The organism is Enterobacter sp. CPE_E890 (assembly GCF_046521475.1).
Lineage (GTDB): Bacteria > Pseudomonadota > Gammaproteobacteria > Enterobacterales > Enterobacteriaceae > Enterobacter > Enterobacter adelaidei.
In genome coordinates, this window is record NZ_JBKFZW010000001.1 from 3588362 (window position 1) to 3604789 (window position 16428).

A 16428-nucleotide genomic window follows, 5' to 3' on the forward strand; every position below is an offset into this window, starting at 1 on the left:
CTAAACTTTACAGCAAACCGGCATGCTTCAGCGCTGCCTTAACGATTTCACGACCGTGGTCGGTAATCGGTGTCATTGGCAGACGCAGCGTATCGGTTGCTACAAGTCCCAACTCCTTACATGCCCATTTCACAGGGATCGGATTGGGTTCGACAAATAATTTATTGTGCAACGGCATCAGACGCTGATTAATGACACGCGCTTCATCAAAGTGACCCGCTGCTGCCAGTTTGCACATTTCAGCCATATCGCGCGCCGCAACGTTTGCCGTTACGGAGATCACGCCATGACCACCGAGCTGCATAAAGTCCAGCGCGGTCGCATCATCACCACTCAACAGGATAAAGTCGTCTGAAACCAGCTCTTTGATCTGATGAACGCGGCTTAAGTTCCCTGTCGCCTCTTTAATACCGATAATATTTTTTACTTCCGCGAGACGACCGACGGTTTCCGGCAGCATATCGCAGCCAGTACGGGACGGCACATTATACAGAATTTGTGGCAAGTCAGTATGTTCAGCGATGGCTTTGAAGTGCTGGAACAAACCTTCCTGAGTAGGACGGTTGTAGTAAGGGGTTACCGTCAGACAGCCCACAATGCCGCTGTCATTAAAACGTTTGGTCAGACTGATAGCTTCTGCGGTTGCATTAGCTCCTGTCCCCGCGATGACAGGAATACGTCCGTCAGCCAGCTCCAGTGTCAGCATGACCACATCGCCGTGCTCTTCGTGGCTCAGCGTTGCAGATTCACCGGTAGTCCCTACCGAAACGATCGCCGAGGTTCCATTGGCGACATGGTAATCAATCAGCTTCTTCATGCTTGACCGGCAGACATTACCTTTTTCATCCATCGGTGTTACAAGCGCGACAATACTTCCCGTGAACATGAGCCATCCTCTGTGCGAACAAGAGTCTCAATGGTACGTTTGGAACTGTAATAAAAGCAAGCGACCTGAGGCCCTCAGGCGGTTGTATGCATGTTTTTTTTATGCTTTCCTTAGGAAGACTTAACCATGCAAAGGAAGAACAGGTTTGACAACCTCATCACAACATTACCTGGTTATCACTGCGCTGGGTGCCGACAGGCCGGGTATCGTGAACACCATCACCCGTCACGTGAGCAGTTGCGGCTGTAATATCGAAGACAGCCGCCTGGCGATGCTGGGCGAAGAGTTCACGTTTATTATGCTGCTGTCCGGAACATGGAATGCGATTACGCTTATCGAATCTACCCTGCCACTGAAAGGTGCGGAGCTGGATTTGCTGATCGTGATGAAACGTACCACCGCGCGCCCGCGTCCGGCCATGCCGGCGACCGTATGGGTGCAGGTTGAAGTCCCTGATTCCCCCCATCTGATTGAGCGCTTTACCGCGCTGTTTGACAGCCATCAGATGAACATCGCTGAGCTCGTTTCCCGTACACAACCGGGCGACGAGAGCGCCGTTCCCACGCTCTTTATTCAAATTACCGCACACAGCCCTGCCTCACAGGATGCGTCAAATATCGAGCAAGCGTTCAAAGCCCTCTGTACAGAATTAAACGCGCAGGGCAGTATAAGCGTCGTCAATTATTCGCAGCACGAACAGGATGGAGTTGAGTAATGAATCCACTGAAAGCCGGTGATATCGCACCGAAATTTAGCTTACCGGATCAAGACGGCGAGCAAGTAAATTTGACCGACTTCCAGGGACAGCGTGTTCTGGTCTATTTCTACCCGAAAGCCATGACCCCCGGCTGCACCGTACAGGCCTGCGGCTTACGCGACAACATGGACGAGTTGAAAAAAGTCGGCGTGGAAGTGCTGGGCATCAGCACCGATAAACCAGAAAAACTGTCACGATTTGCCGAGAAAGAGCTGCTGAACTTCACGCTGCTTTCTGACGAAGACCATCAGGTGTGCGAGCAGTTCGGCGTCTGGGGCGAGAAGACATTTATGGGTAAAACCTACGACGGCATTCACCGCATCAGCTTCCTGATTGACGCTGACGGTAAAGTTGAACATGTGTTTGATGACTTCAAAACCAGCAATCACCACGATGCGGTATTGAACTGGCTGAAACAAAGTGCCTGATAAACAGCAAAACGGCAACCCAGGTTGCCGTTTTTAGTGTTTACGCCCTCTCCCGTGGGAGAGGGTCGGGGTGAGGCCATCAGGCCGCACAAAAACTACTTGTCTTCTACCGCCGGCACATCCGGCCAGGCGTGAACCACGGCCTTAATCAGTGTTGCCAGCGGAATGGCAAAGAACACGCCCCAGAATCCCCACAACCCACCAAAAATCACCACGGATAAGATAATCACCAGCGGATGCAGGTTCACCGCCTCTGAGAACAGTACCGGCACCAGCAGATTACCGTCCAGCCCCTGAATAATCAGATACACCGCGAAGCAGCTCCAGAACTCAGTTCCGAGGCCAAACTGGAACAGCGCGACGCCCACAACCGGAATGGTCACCACAAACGCACCGATATACGGAATAAGGACTGAGAAGCCCACCAGCACCGCCAGCAGCAGCGAGTAGTTCAGGCCGAAGATCAGGAAACCAATCCACGTCGCGACCCCGACCACAATCATCTCCAGCACTTTGCCGCGAATGTAGTTGGTGATCTGCTGGTTCATCTCTTCCCAGACCTGCCCTGCCAGCCCGCGATTACGCGGCAAAATGCGCCTGACGGCGTTCAGCATCTGCTCTTTATCTTTGACCAGGAAGAACACCATTAGCGGGACGAGCACGAGGTAAACCGCCAGCGTCAGCAGCCCGACCAGGGAGGCCAGCGAGTATTTCACCACCGAATCGCCCATGGTCATGATGCGGGCGCGCATATTTTCGGCCATCGCGTCGATAATCCCGGCATCCATCAGGGCTGGATAGCGACGCGGCAGCGTGGCGGCAAAATCAGAGAGTTTATTCAACATTCCCGGCATATCGCGGATCAGGTTAATTCCCTGCTGCCAGGCAACCGGCATGACAACAAACGCCATCAGCAGCAGAATGCCGACAAACAACACCAGTACGATACTGGTCGCCCAGCGACGGGAACAGCCGATATGTTCCAGCCGTGCCGTTGGCCATTCCAGCAGATACGCCAGCACAATCGCCACCAGCAGGGGGGCGAGAAGACCGCTGAAGAAGAACAGAATGCCAAATCCGGCGACCAGAATAACCAACAAAGCAATGGCTTCCGGGTCGCTGAACCGACGCCGATACCACTGCATTAACATTTCGAGCATACAACCCTTACCTGAATCGAATGGCGGGAGTGAGATGTGAATTGTATCTAACTGTCACAAAAAAGACTTTCGCTTTTTGTCTCTCTGTCACGAATCGCAAAAGCCTGATGAATGGGATTTTCTTCATGCTGCAACACGGCTACACTCGCAAGGCAACAGAGATGAACGATATGCCGGTTCATCGGTCAAATTAGCACAACCAACATACAGGACCGTGGTTATGTTCAGGCAGTTGAAAAAAACACTGGTTGCGACACTGATTGCCGCACTGACGGTCGGTCAGGTGTTGCCCGCTTTTGCCGACTCGTCCGATTCATTGCCGGACATGGGCACCACAGCAGGAAGCACGCTCTCCATTGGGCAAGAGATGCAAATGGGCGATTACTACGTTCGCCAGTTGCGCGGTAGCGCCCCCCTCATCAATGACCCGTTACTTGTTCAGTACATCAACGGTCTGGGGATGCGTCTGGTTGCGCATGCCGACTCGGTAAAAACGCCCTTTCACTTCTACTTAATCAATAATGACGAAATCAACGCCTTCGCCTTCTTTGGCGGCAACGTGGTGCTGCATTCGGCATTATTCCGTTACTCTGATAACGAAAGCCAACTGGCTTCCGTTATGGCGCACGAAATTTCGCACGTCACCCAGCGCCACCTGGCGCGAGCGATGGAAGACCAGAAACGTAACGCCCCGCTGACCTGGGTTGGAGCGCTGGGTTCTATTTTGCTGGCAATGGCCAGCCCGCAGGCCGGGATGGCGGCATTAACCGGTACTCTGGCGGGAACGCGGCAGGGGATGATCAGCTTTACGCAACAAAACGAACAGGAAGCGGACCGCATCGGGATTCAGGTGCTGCAACGTTCTGGCTTTGACCCTCAGGCCATGCCGAGCTTCCTGGAAAAACTGCTCGATCAGGCGCGTTATTCTTCCCGTCCACCAGAAATTCTGCTCACCCACCCCTTACCGGAAAGTCGCCTGTCGGATGCGCGTAACCGTGCCAACCAGATGCGCCCGGTCGTGGTCCAGTCGTCGCAAGATTTCTACATGGCGAAAGTGAGAACGCTGGGGATGTACAATTCCGGGCGCAACCAGCTCACCAGCGATCTGCTGGACTCCCTGGCGAAAGGCAACGTGCGAGAAAAGAATGCCGCGCAGTATGGTCAGGCGTTACAAGCGATGGAAGCCAGCAAATACGACGAGGCGCGTAAAGCGCTGCAACCCCTTCTGGCCGCCGACCCGAATAATCCGTGGTATCTCGATCTCTCGACGGATATCGATCTGGGGCAGAAGAAAACCACCGATGCCATTAATCGCCTGAAAGGGGCGAAGGACGTCCGTACCAACCCGGTGCTGCAGCTTAACCTGGCGAACGCTTACTTACAGGGTGGTCAACCTGCTGAAGCGGCGACCATTCTGAACCGCTACACCTTTAATAATAAAGACGACCAAAACGGCTGGGATCTGCTCGCTCAGGCGGAAGCCCAACTGGGCAACCGCGATCAGGAGCTGGCGGCGCGTGCCGAAGGCTTTGCCCTGGTGGGGCGCCTCGACCAGGCTATTTCCGCGCTCAGCAGCGCCAGCGCGCAGGTCAAACTCGGCAGCCTCCAGCAGGCCCGTTACGACGCGCGTATCGATCAGCTTCGCGGCCTGCAACAGCGCTTCAAGCCGTACGAGAAGATGTAATAAAGGAGAATTCACGTCATGACAGACGCCGTAAAAATTTACCACAATCCGCGCTGCTCCAAGAGCCGCGATACCCTGAGCCTGCTGAAGTCTAACGGTATTGACCCGGAAGTGGTGCTCTATCTCGAGACACCACCGGACGCACAGACGATCCGCCAGCTGTTGCACATGCTGGGCATGGGAAGTGCAAGAGAGCTGATGCGCCAGAAAGAAGACCTCTATAAGTCGCTCAATCTGGATGACACCCGTCTCACTGAGGCCGAGCTTGTGCAGGCTATGGTTGAAAATCCTAAGCTGATCGAGCGCCCGATAGTCGTGGCAAACGGCCACGCACGCATTGGACGCCCGCCGGAAGACGTACTCGATATCCTCTAATCCCCCCGCCGCAGCGCGTTCAAAAACGCCTGCGGCGTGCTGTCTCCCAGCTTTTTCTGCGCTTTACCCTGGTTATAAAATTCGCACAGCTGAATAAGCAACTCTCCGGCAGGTTCACTTTTCACGCGCGGGATAATGTCCTGTAAAGGTGCTGCAACCTGTACGGCGCTGTATTTTTGCGCATGCACTTTTACGGCGATATCTTGCCCCGGCAGCGTTATGTCAAAACCAAAAGTCTCAATAGATTGTATAAGCGCCGGACACGCTTCAAGTAACGCCTGAACCCAGCGGGTCAGGAGCTGAGGTGATACGCCCGCGTAAAGCCGGGCAAAACACCAGCCGCTCACCGGCTCACGTGCCCACAGCAGGTGTTGCTCCCCACCATCGTCCATATGCAGCGACAAAGGCAGATGATGTAACTCCAGCTGATGCGGCACGATGCCTGCTTTCAGCGCCTTTTTACCCTGCAACGGTGCCCCCTTCTGTGTTGCCGAGGCGGGCTTCAGATAACGGTTCAGGGTCGCTCTGGAAACGGGGATCCCCAGAACGTCATTCACCAGAAGCAGCAACTCATCCAGCGGTGCGCCCAGTATGTCACGCAGCGTATTGACCAGAGCCATCTGCTCTTGTCTCATCGCTTTGTGTATCACTTTTGGCGTCGTATGGTTATCTGAAACCTGTTCGCGATTGCGCCAGCGCCTGACGGTTGTCACCGAGATCCCAAGCTCAACCGCAAGCTCTCTGTCGCTTTTATCAGACTGCTGGAGGTAGCGACGAATGCGTGGTGTCGTCGTGGCATTGGCGTGCAGTTTAATTTCCATCACAAAGCTCCATAAAACCAATCTCATAAGACTTATATAACATCAACGAATGCTTTGTGACCGATTTCACCTTTCGTTCGCCACGCTTCACTGATAATCCACACACATAACATAAACAACACCACTCAATCTTGTACGGAGTTCACAATGAACAATGTTCTGGGATTTCTTGAAGCAAAACTGATGCCGCTGGCAGCCAAAACGGCTCAGCAGCGTCATCTGGGTGCGATTCGCGGTGCCTACGTTTCATTCATGCCATTTATCATCGTCGGCTCTATTCTGCTGGTGATCTCGTCGTTCCCGAATCAAACCTACCAGCAGTTTATGTCTCAGGCCTTTGGTGAAAGCTGGAGTGCCATTATCGAGATCCCGTTTAATGCGGTGTTCTCGACCATGTCGCTGTTCATCAGCTTCCTGGTGGCGTTTCGCCTGGCCGAGCACTACGGTGAAGATCGCATCTCCTGCGGTATTCTGTCGCTGGTCGCTTTCCTGATCCTGACGCCCTTTATCAAAGTGGCTGAAAACGGCGGCATCACCGTGATACCCGTTGAGTGGATTGGCAGTAAAGGGCTGTTTGTTGCGATGATTGGTTCGCTGCTGTGGACGGAGCTGTTCTGCTGGCTGAAGCGCAAAAATCTGGTCATCAAAATGCCAGATGGCGTACCGCCAGCGGTGCAGGAGTCGTTCGCAGCGCTGATCCCGGCGCTGCTGGTGATGATTCTGGTGCTGATTATTCGCATCGTCTTTGAAAATACCCACTACAACACCATTCACCAGTTCATTTATGAAGTCGTTGCTACACCGGTGCGTCACTACGGCACCTCTTACTTTGGCGCGCTGATGACCGTCTTCAGCATCACTATTCTGTGGTCAGTGGGCATTAACTCAGGCTCGATGATCAACGGCATTATTCGCCCGCTGTGGATGGAGAACCAGACCGACAACATCGCTGCTATCCAGGCCGGCACAACCCCGCCGCACATCATCACTGAGCAATTTTTTGACATGATCTGGATGGGCGGCGCAGGGGCAACGCTGTCGCTGGTGATTGCGATGCTCATTTTTGCCCGCAGTAAAAATATGCGCGAAGTCGCACGACTGGGCGCGGGAGCATCGGTGTTCAACATCAACGAGCCAATATTGTTTGGCCTGCCGGTGATCATGAACCCCATAATGCTCATTCCCTTCAATCTTGTCCCACTGGTGCTGGTCACCGTGCAGTATGTGGCAATGAAAATTGGCGCGGTTGCCGTCACTACCGGGGTGTTTATCCCCTGGACGCTGCCTCCCGTCATCAGCGGTTTTATCGTCACCGGACACCTCAGCGGTAGCGTCATGCAGCTTATCAACCTACTGATTGGCGCCATGCTGTATCTACCTTTCATGCGTATCGTGGACAAACAGTACCGCGCGGCGGAAATTGCCACCGTTACGCAATCCGACACCACCCTTGCAAAACAGGAGTAAAGCATGTGGGGAATTATCGCAACCTGGCGAATGGCGCTTGAAGGAGTAACAGAGTCTGCGTCGGCGCTGGCTGCGGGGAAACCGGTCGCTGCGGCGGTGGTGGATGCCGTAGCGACCGTCGAAGACTTTCCGCTTTATAAATCTGTCGGTTACGGCGGGCTGCCAACGGAGAACGGTGAAGTTGAGCTGGATGCTGCTTATATGGATGGCGACACGCTGGCCTTTGGCGCAGTCGGTAACCTGGTGGATATCGCCAACCCGGTACGCGTGGCCCACGCGCTGAGTCGCCAGCGCTATAACAGCCTTCTGGTTGGCCAGGGTGCTCGGGAATGGGCGCTAAGCCAGGGTTTTGCCAACAAAACCATGCTCACCGACCGGGCAATGCAGCATTACCGCAAACGCTGCCGGGAGACGCTGGACAAGGGCCTGAGTCCCTATGATGGCCACGATACCGTCGGCATTATCGGCCTCGATAAACAAGGTTCGATGAGCGTCGCGACCTCCACCAGCGGGCTGTTTATGAAAAAGCGGGGGCGGATTGGTGATTCACCAATAATTGGCTCCGGGTTTTACTGCGACAGTGAAACCGGTGCAGCCACCGCCACGGGCGTCGGTGAAGATCTGATGAAAGGCTGTACCAGCTATGAAATCGTTCGTCGTATGGCGCAGGGAATGTCGCCGCAGCTGGCTGCCGACTCGGTCGTCTTTGAGCTGGAGGACAGACTTATGTCGCGCTTCGGTCGTGTGGGCGATCTTTCCGTCGTTTGCATGAACAACAAGGGCGAATTTGGCGCTGCGACCAACATCAAAACGTTCTCGTTCGTGGTTGCTACCGCTCGCCAGCCTCTTACTGTGTTTCGCACCGAGCGTCTGCATGAGAAGACACATTATCAGGCCGTGGATGAGGAATGGATGCAGGCTTACGCCGCGCGGATCCGCGCGCCGATTGAGGAACAATGATGATTACATATCAGCTTATTACCGCGCTTTCTGATGCGAAGCCGCAGAGCCATTTAATCGCCCGTACCACCTGTAACCTGCTGCCGAAGACAGCGCTTATCGCCGAGATGCGTGACCCGGATTGCATCACGGACACCCGCTTTGGCTGTGCGCCTTTTGCCCGAATCACCCTACTGCCGGATGCGCTCTGGCACGATAGCCTGACCGAAGAATTACTCACGGCGCTGCGCCCACTCCTGGCCTCACCCGCCAGTCCTGATGTGGTACTGGACGTCACGGATATCAACGATGTTGTGCTGGCGCAAGTACTGCGTTTTCTCTTTAATCAGGCACACAGGCTCAGCGACTTAAAGCTAAAGAAAACCAACGAATCAGCGGTACGTCTACAGCATATAACCGCTCTTTGTTTGCCGGAGCAGCAGGACAGACTCGAGGCTATCTTCCACCAGCAGCAGGCCATTGCCCATGGCATGGTGGCCGCACGGCGTCTGGCGGATATGCCATCCGATCGCTGCACGCCTGAGTATGTAGTGGAAGAGGCACAAAAACGGTGTGCCAACTTCCCCGCCCTGCGATGTGAAGTACTCGATGAAACACAAATCATTGAACAAGGTCTGGGGCTGTTGCACGCCGTGGGTAAAGGGGCATCCTGTCCGCCACGTCTGCTGGCCATCCACTATGACGGAGTCACTGAGGGCCCGGTGCGCTGCTACGTGGGTAAAGGCATTACGTTTGATACCGGTGGCTTGTGGCTGAAAGAAGGCGCGGGCATGTATACCATGAAGTATGACATGTGCGGGGCGGCAAACGTGCTGGGGCTGATGCTGACCGTCGCAGAACTGGCGCTGCCCGTACGCATCATGGGCGTGCTGGCGCTGGCGGAAAATGCCATCGGTCCCGATGCCATGCAGCCCGGTACGGTCGCACGCGCCTGCAACGGCACTACGGTTGAAATCAACAATACCGATGCCGAAGGTCGGCTGGTACTGGCAGATGCGATTGCCTGGGCCAGTAAGCGGCATCCGCAGGCGCGCTATATTATTGATATGGCCACACTCACTGGCGCGGTGGTCAAAGCGCTGGGGTATGAACTGAGCGGATTGATGACGCAGGATGAGCCCCTGCGTCAGGCACTGACCCGCGCGGGTAAACAGAGCGGCGATGAAGTCTGGTCGCTACCGCTGGACACGCGGCTGAAAAAGCAGACCGACAGCGCCATCGCCGATCTCTGCAATACACCAGGCAATAACGCGGCAATCAGCGCCTCGGCGGCGTGGCTGCTACATCACTTTTGTCCACCAACGATCCCGTGGGCGCATCTGGATATCAGCGGTACGGCGCTGTGGCGTGAGAGCGGGCGAAGCGTGGCATCGGGGAGACCAGTTCCGCTGCTGGTAGAGCATTTGTTGAGGGATTGCGTCTGATTGTTTTGCCCGGTAAGGCGCAGCCGCCACCGGGCAAAAAACTCAAAGCTTGAGAATATCTTTCACAAACGGAATCGTCAGCTTGCGCTGGGCGGTAATGGAGGCGCGATCGAGCTGATCGAGCGTATCAAACAGCGTACGCATTTCACGATCCAGACGCTTGAGCAGAAAACGGCCCACGTCTTCCGGCAGCTCAAACCCACGCTGCTTTGCGCGCAGCTGTAACGCCTGGAGCTTGTCTTCATCCGACAGCGGCTGGAGCTTATAGATTTGTCCCCAGTCCAGACGAGATGCCAGATCCGGCAGCCCCAGATTGAGCTGGCGTGGCGGACGATCGCCGGTGATCAGTAGCCGGGTTTTACCCGACTCCAGAATGCGGTTGTAGAGGTTAAAAATCGCCATTTCCCACGGCTCATCCCCCGCCACGCATTCGATATTATCAATGCAGACCAGTGAGAGATGTTCCATTCCCTCCATAACTTCAGGTACAAACCAGGTACGTTTATCCAGCGGCACATAACCTACCGCATCACCACGCGCAGAAAGTTCCGCACAGGCGGCATGCAGCAGGTGGCTGCGCCCCGCGCCTTCGCGTGACCAGATATAGATGTATCCGCTGTGTTCCTGACGCAGCACGTTTTGCAGTGCAGCCAGTAAAGAGGGGTTATCACCCGGCCAGAAACTCGCGAAAGTTTCGTCGTCAGGGAGATAAAGTGGCAGAGAGAGCTGTGCCGGTCCGTTCAGAAGTACCTCAACCAGATCTTACATAAAATCGGAACGGAGTTTAACACGGAACCTGCAAGGAGAGAACCGGGCGGATCGCCCGCCCGGTTTTACGATCAATGTGACGCTTTTTCGCTTTCGTCGGCGTCCAGCACCACCTCTTCCGGGCGGATCACGGAAATCAGCTTGAAAATCAAGCTCAGGCCCACGCCAACGATGGTCGCCAGCGCCATGCCTTTCAGCTCGGCCGCACCGATGTGTACCTTGGCACCGCTCACGCCGATGATCAGGATCACGGAGGTAAGGATCAGGTTCTGCGCTTTGCTGTAATCCACTTTGGATTCAATCAGCACACGAATACCAGACGCTCCGATTACCCCATAAAGCAGTAGAGAAACACCGCCCATCACCGGTACCGGGATGATCTGGATCGCCGCCGCCAGTTTGCCCACACAAGACAACAAGATAGCAATGATGGCCGCACCGCCGATAACCCAGGTACTGTAGACACGGGTAATGGCCATCACCCCGATGTTCTCACCGTAAGTGGTGTTTGGCGTAGAGCCGAAGAAACCGGAGATAATGGTAGAGAAGCCGTTAGCAAACATAGAACGGTGCAGACCCGGGTCGCGGATCAGATCGCGTTTCACGATATTTGCCGTCACCACCAGGTGACCCACGTGCTCAGCAATCACCACCAACGCCGCAGGCAAAATGGTGAAGATAGCAAACCATTCAAAGCGTGGTGTATAGAAAGTTGGCAGGGCAAACCAGTGCGCCTGGGCAATTGGCGTGGTATCGACAACACCCATCATAAAGGAGAGCGCATAACCCGCCAGCACCCCGATCAGGATCGGGATAATCGCCATGAAACCACGGAACAGCACGGAGCCAAACACCGTTACGCCCAGCGTCACCAGAGAAATGATAATGGTTTTGGAATCCGGTGACTGACCGTCAGCAGGCAGTAAACCAGCCATATTCGCCGCCACACCGGCCAGTTCCAGACCGATAACGGCAACGATTGCGCCCATCGCCGCAGGCGGGAACATCACGTCCAGCCAGCCAGTACCGGCTTTCTTCACAATGAAGGACACCACGCAGAACAGCACGCCACACATGATAAAGCCGCCCAGCGCCACTTCGTACCCAAGCGGTAGCAGCAACAGGACCGGAGAAATAAAGGCGAAGCTCGACCCCAGATACGCCGGGATTTTGCCTTTACAGATAAAGAGGTACAACAGCGTCCCGATACCGTTGAACAGCAGTACGGTAGCCGGGTTAATGTGAAACAGGATTGGCACCAGCACGGTTGCGCCAAACATAGCGAACAGGTGCTGCAAACTAAGCGGGATAGTCTGTAAAAGCGGCGGTCTTTCACTCACCCCGATAGCACGGCGCGTCATAGTGTTTTCCTCTGAGTAGTATTGTTGGTGTTTTATTCAAAAAAAAGCCGACTATCAAAGTCGGCTTAATTATCGTTATTCGATTACTTAGTACCAAAAATCTTATCGCCGGCATCGCCAAGCCCCGGGATGATGTACCCGTGCTCATTCAGCCCCTGGTCGATAGATGCGGTATACAGTTCAACGTCCGGGTGCGCTTTTTCCAGCGCCGCGATACCTTCCGGTGCCGCAACCAGCACCAGCACTTTAATGCTGCTGCAGCCCGCTTTTTTCAGCAGGTCAATGGTGGCAATCATAGAACCGCCGGTCGCCAGCATCGGGTCAACCACCAGCGCCATACGCTCGTCGATATTAGACACCAGCTTCTGGAAGTAAGGAACCGGCTCCAGCGTCTCTTCATTACGGTAGATACCGACGACGCTGATACGCGCGCTTGGCACGTGCTCCAGCACACCTTCCATCATGCCAAGACCGGCACGCAGAATAGGCACAACGGTAATTTTCTTACCTTTGATCTGTTCAACCTGCACCGGGCCGTTCCAGCCTTCGATGGTGACTTTTTCTGTTTCCAGATCGGAGGTTGCTTCGTAGGTCAGCAGGCTGCCCACTTCAGAAGCCAGTTCGCGAAAACGCTTCGTGCTGATGTCATGCTCACGCATCAGGCCCAACTTGTGTTTAACGAGTGGGTGTTTCACTTCCACAATCTTCATTCTCTTTCTCCTCTGAGGTGGCATCCGCAAAAAAATCGCGGGATTATACCGCTTTTTTCGGATTAGGCCATACCCATCTTGCTTGACAGCGATCAAGCAAAGATAAAAAAACCGGAGGTATATCTCCGGCTTGAGTGCGAGGTTCTGCCCGGTGGCGCTACGCTTACGCGGGCCTACGGAAAGTGTAGGTCGGGTAAGCGTTAGCGCCACCCGACAATTACAGGTTATCGCCGTTGCTCGCAATCACCTGCTTATACCAGTCGAAAGACTTCTTCTTGCTGCGGTTCAGCGTGCCGTTGCCTTCGTTATCTTTGTCGACAAAGATAAAGCCGTAGCGTTTTTTCATTTCGCCGGTACCGGCAGACACCAGGTCAATACAGCCCCACGGGGTATACCCCATCAGGTCAACGCCATCTTCAACCACTGCTTTTTTCATTTCACGGATGTGTGCGGCAAGGTAGTCAATGCGGTACTGGTCGTTCACCGTGCCGTCGCTCTCCTGCACGTCGATAGCACCAAAACCGTTCTCAACGATGAACAGCGGCAACTGGTAGTGATCCCAGAACCAGTTCAGGGAGTAACGCAGCCCCACCGGGTCAATCTGCCAGCCCCAGTCGGATTTCTGCACATATGGGTTGGAGACCAGGCTCTTGCTCTCATCGTAATCCAGCTGCGGGTTGTCCGCCGTCGCTTTGGTGGCGAAGGACATGTAATAGCTGAATCCGATGTAATCCACGCAACCTTGTTTTAACGCGGCTTTATCTTCGGCGGTAATATCCAGCGCAAAGCCACGACGCTCAAAGTAGTTGAGCAGGTGCTGTGGATACTTGCCGCGAACGTGAACGTCGGTAAACCAGTAACGACGGTGCATCGCATTCATCGCCATCATCATGTCGTCTGGCGCGCAGGTCAGCGGATAAATCGGGCACATGGCAATCATGCAGCCGATTTGCAGCGACGGGTTAATCTCACGCCCCGCTTTTACCGCCAGTGCACTGGCTACAAGCTCATAGTGCGCGGCCTGGAACATCACCGGCTCACGGTCTTCGCCCGGCTCATACTTCAACCCGGAGTTGGTAAACGGCGCAAAGTCTTCGTGGAAGTTCGCCTGGTTGTTGATCTCGTTAAAGGTCATCCAGTACTTCACTTTGTGCTGATAACGCTGGAAAACCACTTTTGAGAAACGGACAAAGAAATCGATCAGTTTACGGTTACGCCAGCCTCCGTATTCGGTGACCAGATGGAAAGGCATCTCGAAGTGAGAGAGCGTGATGACCGGCTCGATGCCGTGCTTCAGGCACTCGTCGAACAGATCGTCATAGAATTTCAGGCCAGCCTCGTTAGGCTCCAGCTCATCCCCTTTCGGGAAGATCCGCGTCCAGGCTATCGAAGTGCGGAAGCATTTGAACCCCATCTCGGCAAAGAGTTTGATGTCTTCTTTATAACGATGGTAGAAGTCGATGGCTTCATGGTTAGGGTAATTTTTCCCCTGCAACACGCCGTTGGTGATTTCACGCGGCACGCCATGCGCGCCCGCGGTCATGACATCGGCAACGCTAACGCCTTTTCCACCCTCTTTCCAGCCCCCTTCCAGCTGATGCGCCGCAACCGCACCACCCCACAGAAAACCTTCTTTAAATCCTGACATTCTCTTTCCCTCATTCTGCGTTATTTTCTGCAAAAACAATTACAGAAACCGGTTTCATCTGAATGATGTGCAAAGGTGATTCCTGTTGCAAGGAGAAAACCGAAACCGGTTTCATTTTCGTGAACAGACTCAAGTTTGGGCACATTGGCAAGCCGCACAGAAAAAAAAATCGTCTCACCGAGAATAGGCTCGCAAACGTTTGCCTGGACTGTTAGAATTGCGCCGATTTTTCTTACTAGCTATGCAATCGCGTGGGGACTTGAGCCGTGACCAACAAAACTTCTCTCAGCTACAAAGATGCCGGTGTTGATATTGACGCAGGTAATGCGCTGGTTGACCGAATCAAAGGTGTGGTGAAAAAAACCCGCCGCCCGGAAGTGATGGGTGGTCTGGGTGGATTCGGCGCACTGTGCGCGCTGCCGCAAAAATATCGTGAACCTGTTCTGGTCTCGGGTACTGATGGTGTAGGTACAAAACTGCGCCTGGCGATGGATTTAAAACGTCATGACACGATCGGTATCGATCTGGTCGCGATGTGTGTGAATGACCTGGTCGTTCAGGGTGCTGAACCGCTGTTCTTCCTCGATTATTACGCGACCGGTAAACTGGACGTGGATACCGCAGCCAGCGTGATTAACGGTATTGCCGAAGGGTGTCTGCAGTCAGGCTGCGCGCTGGTCGGCGGTGAAACCGCAGAAATGCCAGGCATGTATCACGGCGAAGATTATGACGTCGCTGGTTTCTGCGTCGGCGTGGTAGAAAAATCAGAAATTATCGACGGCAGCAAAGTGGCTGATGGTGATGTCCTGATCGCACTGGCATCCAGCGGCCCGCACTCTAACGGCTACTCTCTGGTACGTAAAATCATCGAAGTCAGCGGTTGCGACCCACAGACCACTGAACTGGATGGCAAACCGCTTGCCGATCACCTGCTGGCTCCAACCCGCATTTACGTGAAAAACGTGCTGGAACTGATCGAGAACGTCGACGTTCATGCGATTGCCCACCTGACCGGCGGCGGCTTCTGGGAAAATATCCCGCGCGTTCTGCCGGACAACACCCAGGCCGTGATCGACGAATCCTCCTGGCAGTGGCCGTCCGTGTTTAACTGGCTGCAAACCGCAGGCAACGTCAGTTCTCACGAAATGTACCGCACCTTTAACTGCGGTGTAGGTATGGTGATAGCCCTGCCCGCGAGCGAAGCGGATAAAGCGGTTAAACTGCTGACAGAGAAAGGTGAAAACGCGTGGAAAATCGGTACTATTAAAGCTTCCGATTCCGAACAACGTGTGGTCATTGAATGAAAAACATCGTGGTGCTCATTTCCGGTAACGGAAGCAATTTGCAGGCAATAATTGACGCCTGCAAACAGAAGAAGATCAATGGCACCATTCGGGCAGTATTCAGCAACAAGGCCGACGCGTTCGGCCTTGAGCGTGCCCGGGAAGCGAGTATTCCCGCGCACGCGCTGGAAGCCAGCCAGTTCGCAGGGCGTGAAGCCTTTGACCGCGAGCTGGTTCAGGAAATAGATGCCTACGCGCCTGATGTCGTGGTGCTGGCGGGCTATATGCGTATCCTGAGCCCGGCTTTTGTTGAGCATTATGCCGGACGCCTGCTGAATATCCACCCATCTTTGCTGCCGAAGTATCCTGGCTTGCACACCCATCGTCAGGTTCTGGAAAACGGCGATGAAGAGCATGGTACCTCCGTGCATTTCGTTACCGACGAACTGGATGGTGGCCCGGTGATCCTGCAGGCGAAAGTGCCGGTCTTTGAAGGCGATAACGAAGAAGACGTGACCGAACGCGTACAGGTCCAGGAACACGCCATTTATCCGCTGGTGGTAAGCTGGTTTGTCGACGGGCGTCTGGAGATGCGTGACGGCGCTGCCTGGCTCGACGACGTGAAGTTACCCCCGCAGGGTTATGCGGCCGAAGAGTAGTGTGTTATGTCGGGTGGCGCTACGCTTACCCGACCTG

16 protein-coding genes are annotated in these 16428 nt (G+C 54.5%); 9 read left to right on the plus strand and 7 right to left on the minus strand.

Annotation, left to right across the window (positions count from 1 at the left end; translation table 11 throughout):
• Nucleotides 1-7: 7 nt before the first annotated feature.
• Nucleotides 8-886 carry a 4-hydroxy-tetrahydrodipicolinate synthase gene (gene dapA, locus ACLHV9_RS17660; protein ID WP_049007810.1) on the minus strand — a complete coding sequence of 293 codons (879 nt, stop codon included), beginning with the start codon at nucleotides 884-886 and terminating at the stop codon, nucleotides 8-10.
• A gap of 145 nt (nucleotides 887-1031) precedes the next feature.
• Here dapA and ACLHV9_RS17665 point away from each other — a divergent pair, with 145 nt between their 5' ends.
• On the plus strand, nucleotides 1032-1601 hold the full coding sequence (locus ACLHV9_RS17665) for a glycine cleavage system transcriptional repressor (RefSeq protein ID WP_028016134.1): 570 nt from the start codon (nucleotides 1032-1034) through the stop codon (nucleotides 1599-1601).
• A complete protein-coding gene (gene bcp / locus ACLHV9_RS17670) occupies nucleotides 1601-2071 on the plus strand; it encodes a thioredoxin-dependent thiol peroxidase (protein ID WP_407220883.1) in 471 nt (156 codons plus the stop codon). Before ACLHV9_RS17665 ends, bcp begins: the two co-directional genes overlap by 1 nt.
• Nucleotides 2072-2166: 95 nt before the next feature.
• On the opposite strand, the gene ACLHV9_RS17675 is transcribed toward bcp, so the two are convergent.
• A complete protein-coding gene (locus ACLHV9_RS17675; protein ID WP_108090872.1) occupies nucleotides 2167-3231 on the minus strand; it encodes an AI-2E family transporter in 1065 nt (354 codons plus the stop codon).
• Between the two features lie 220 nt (nucleotides 3232-3451).
• Between ACLHV9_RS17675 and bepA the strand changes: the two genes are divergently transcribed.
• Together bepA and arsC are read left to right on the plus strand one after the other, a co-directional pair.
• Nucleotides 3452-4915: a beta-barrel assembly-enhancing protease gene (gene bepA, locus ACLHV9_RS17680; RefSeq protein WP_028016132.1), complete on the plus strand. Its 1464-nt coding sequence runs from the start codon at nucleotides 3452-3454 to the stop codon at nucleotides 4913-4915.
• An 18-nt stretch (nucleotides 4916-4933) separates the two neighbouring features.
• Nucleotides 4934-5290, plus strand: coding sequence for an arsenate reductase (glutaredoxin) (gene arsC, locus ACLHV9_RS17685; RefSeq protein ID WP_108090874.1), 357 nt, complete (start codon nucleotides 4934-4936; stop codon nucleotides 5288-5290).
• Here the strand turns inward: arsC and ACLHV9_RS17690 are convergent.
• A complete protein-coding gene (locus tag ACLHV9_RS17690; RefSeq protein WP_108090875.1) occupies nucleotides 5287-6111 on the minus strand; it encodes a hypothetical protein in 825 nt (274 codons plus the stop codon). The two genes, arsC and ACLHV9_RS17690, sit on opposite strands and share 4 nt — an antisense overlap.
• 147 nt (nucleotides 6112-6258) lie before the next feature.
• Between ACLHV9_RS17690 and celB the strand changes: the two genes are divergently transcribed.
• The 3 genes from celB to ACLHV9_RS17705 are packed head-to-tail and all read left to right on the plus strand — an operon-like array spanning nucleotide 6259 to nucleotide 9962.
• Nucleotides 6259-7578 carry a PTS cellobiose transporter subunit IIC gene (gene celB, locus ACLHV9_RS17695; RefSeq protein WP_108090876.1) on the plus strand — a complete coding sequence of 440 codons (1320 nt, stop codon included), beginning with the start codon at nucleotides 6259-6261 and terminating at the stop codon, nucleotides 7576-7578.
• Nucleotides 7579-7581: 3 nt separating this feature from the next.
• Complete coding sequence (locus tag ACLHV9_RS17700) at nucleotides 7582-8538, plus strand: N(4)-(beta-N-acetylglucosaminyl)-L-asparaginase (RefSeq protein ID WP_108090877.1); 957 nt, start codon at nucleotides 7582-7584, stop codon at nucleotides 8536-8538.
• Nucleotides 8538-9962, plus strand: a complete 1425-nt coding sequence (locus ACLHV9_RS17705; RefSeq protein WP_108090878.1) for a leucyl aminopeptidase family protein — start codon at nucleotides 8538-8540, stop codon at nucleotides 9960-9962. Before ACLHV9_RS17700 ends, ACLHV9_RS17705 begins: the two co-directional genes overlap by 1 nt.
• Nucleotides 9963-10004: 42 nt before the next feature.
• Here the strand turns inward: ACLHV9_RS17705 and ACLHV9_RS17710 are convergent, their stop codons facing one another.
• The 4 genes from ACLHV9_RS17710 to ACLHV9_RS17725 form a co-directional block, all read right to left on the minus strand.
• Complete coding sequence (locus ACLHV9_RS17710; protein WP_218064865.1) at nucleotides 10005-10706, minus strand: DnaA inactivator Hda; 702 nt, start codon at nucleotides 10704-10706, stop codon at nucleotides 10005-10007.
• Between the two features lie 95 nt (nucleotides 10707-10801).
• A complete protein-coding gene (gene uraA / locus ACLHV9_RS17715; RefSeq protein ID WP_049007806.1) occupies nucleotides 10802-12091 on the minus strand; it encodes a uracil permease in 1290 nt (429 codons plus the stop codon).
• An 83-nt stretch (nucleotides 12092-12174) separates the two neighbouring features.
• Nucleotides 12175-12801: a uracil phosphoribosyltransferase gene (upp, locus tag ACLHV9_RS17720; RefSeq protein ID WP_008501641.1), complete on the minus strand. Its 627-nt coding sequence runs from the start codon at nucleotides 12799-12801 to the stop codon at nucleotides 12175-12177.
• Between the two features lie 217 nt (nucleotides 12802-13018).
• A complete protein-coding gene (locus ACLHV9_RS17725) occupies nucleotides 13019-14449 on the minus strand; it encodes a 6-phospho-beta-glucosidase (protein WP_108090879.1) in 1431 nt (476 codons plus the stop codon).
• Nucleotides 14450-14715: 266 nt separating this feature from the next.
• On the opposite strand from ACLHV9_RS17725, the gene purM reads away from it, so the two are divergent.
• Nucleotides 14716-15753 (plus strand): phosphoribosylformylglycinamidine cyclo-ligase, encoded by a 1038-nt coding sequence (purM, locus tag ACLHV9_RS17730; RefSeq protein WP_028016123.1) that lies wholly within the window; start codon nucleotides 14716-14718, stop codon nucleotides 15751-15753.
• Nucleotides 15750-16391 (plus strand): phosphoribosylglycinamide formyltransferase, encoded by a 642-nt coding sequence (purN, locus tag ACLHV9_RS17735; RefSeq protein ID WP_108090880.1) that lies wholly within the window; start codon nucleotides 15750-15752, stop codon nucleotides 16389-16391. Before purM ends, purN begins: the two co-directional genes overlap by 4 nt.
• Nucleotides 16392-16428: the final 37 nt, after the last annotated feature.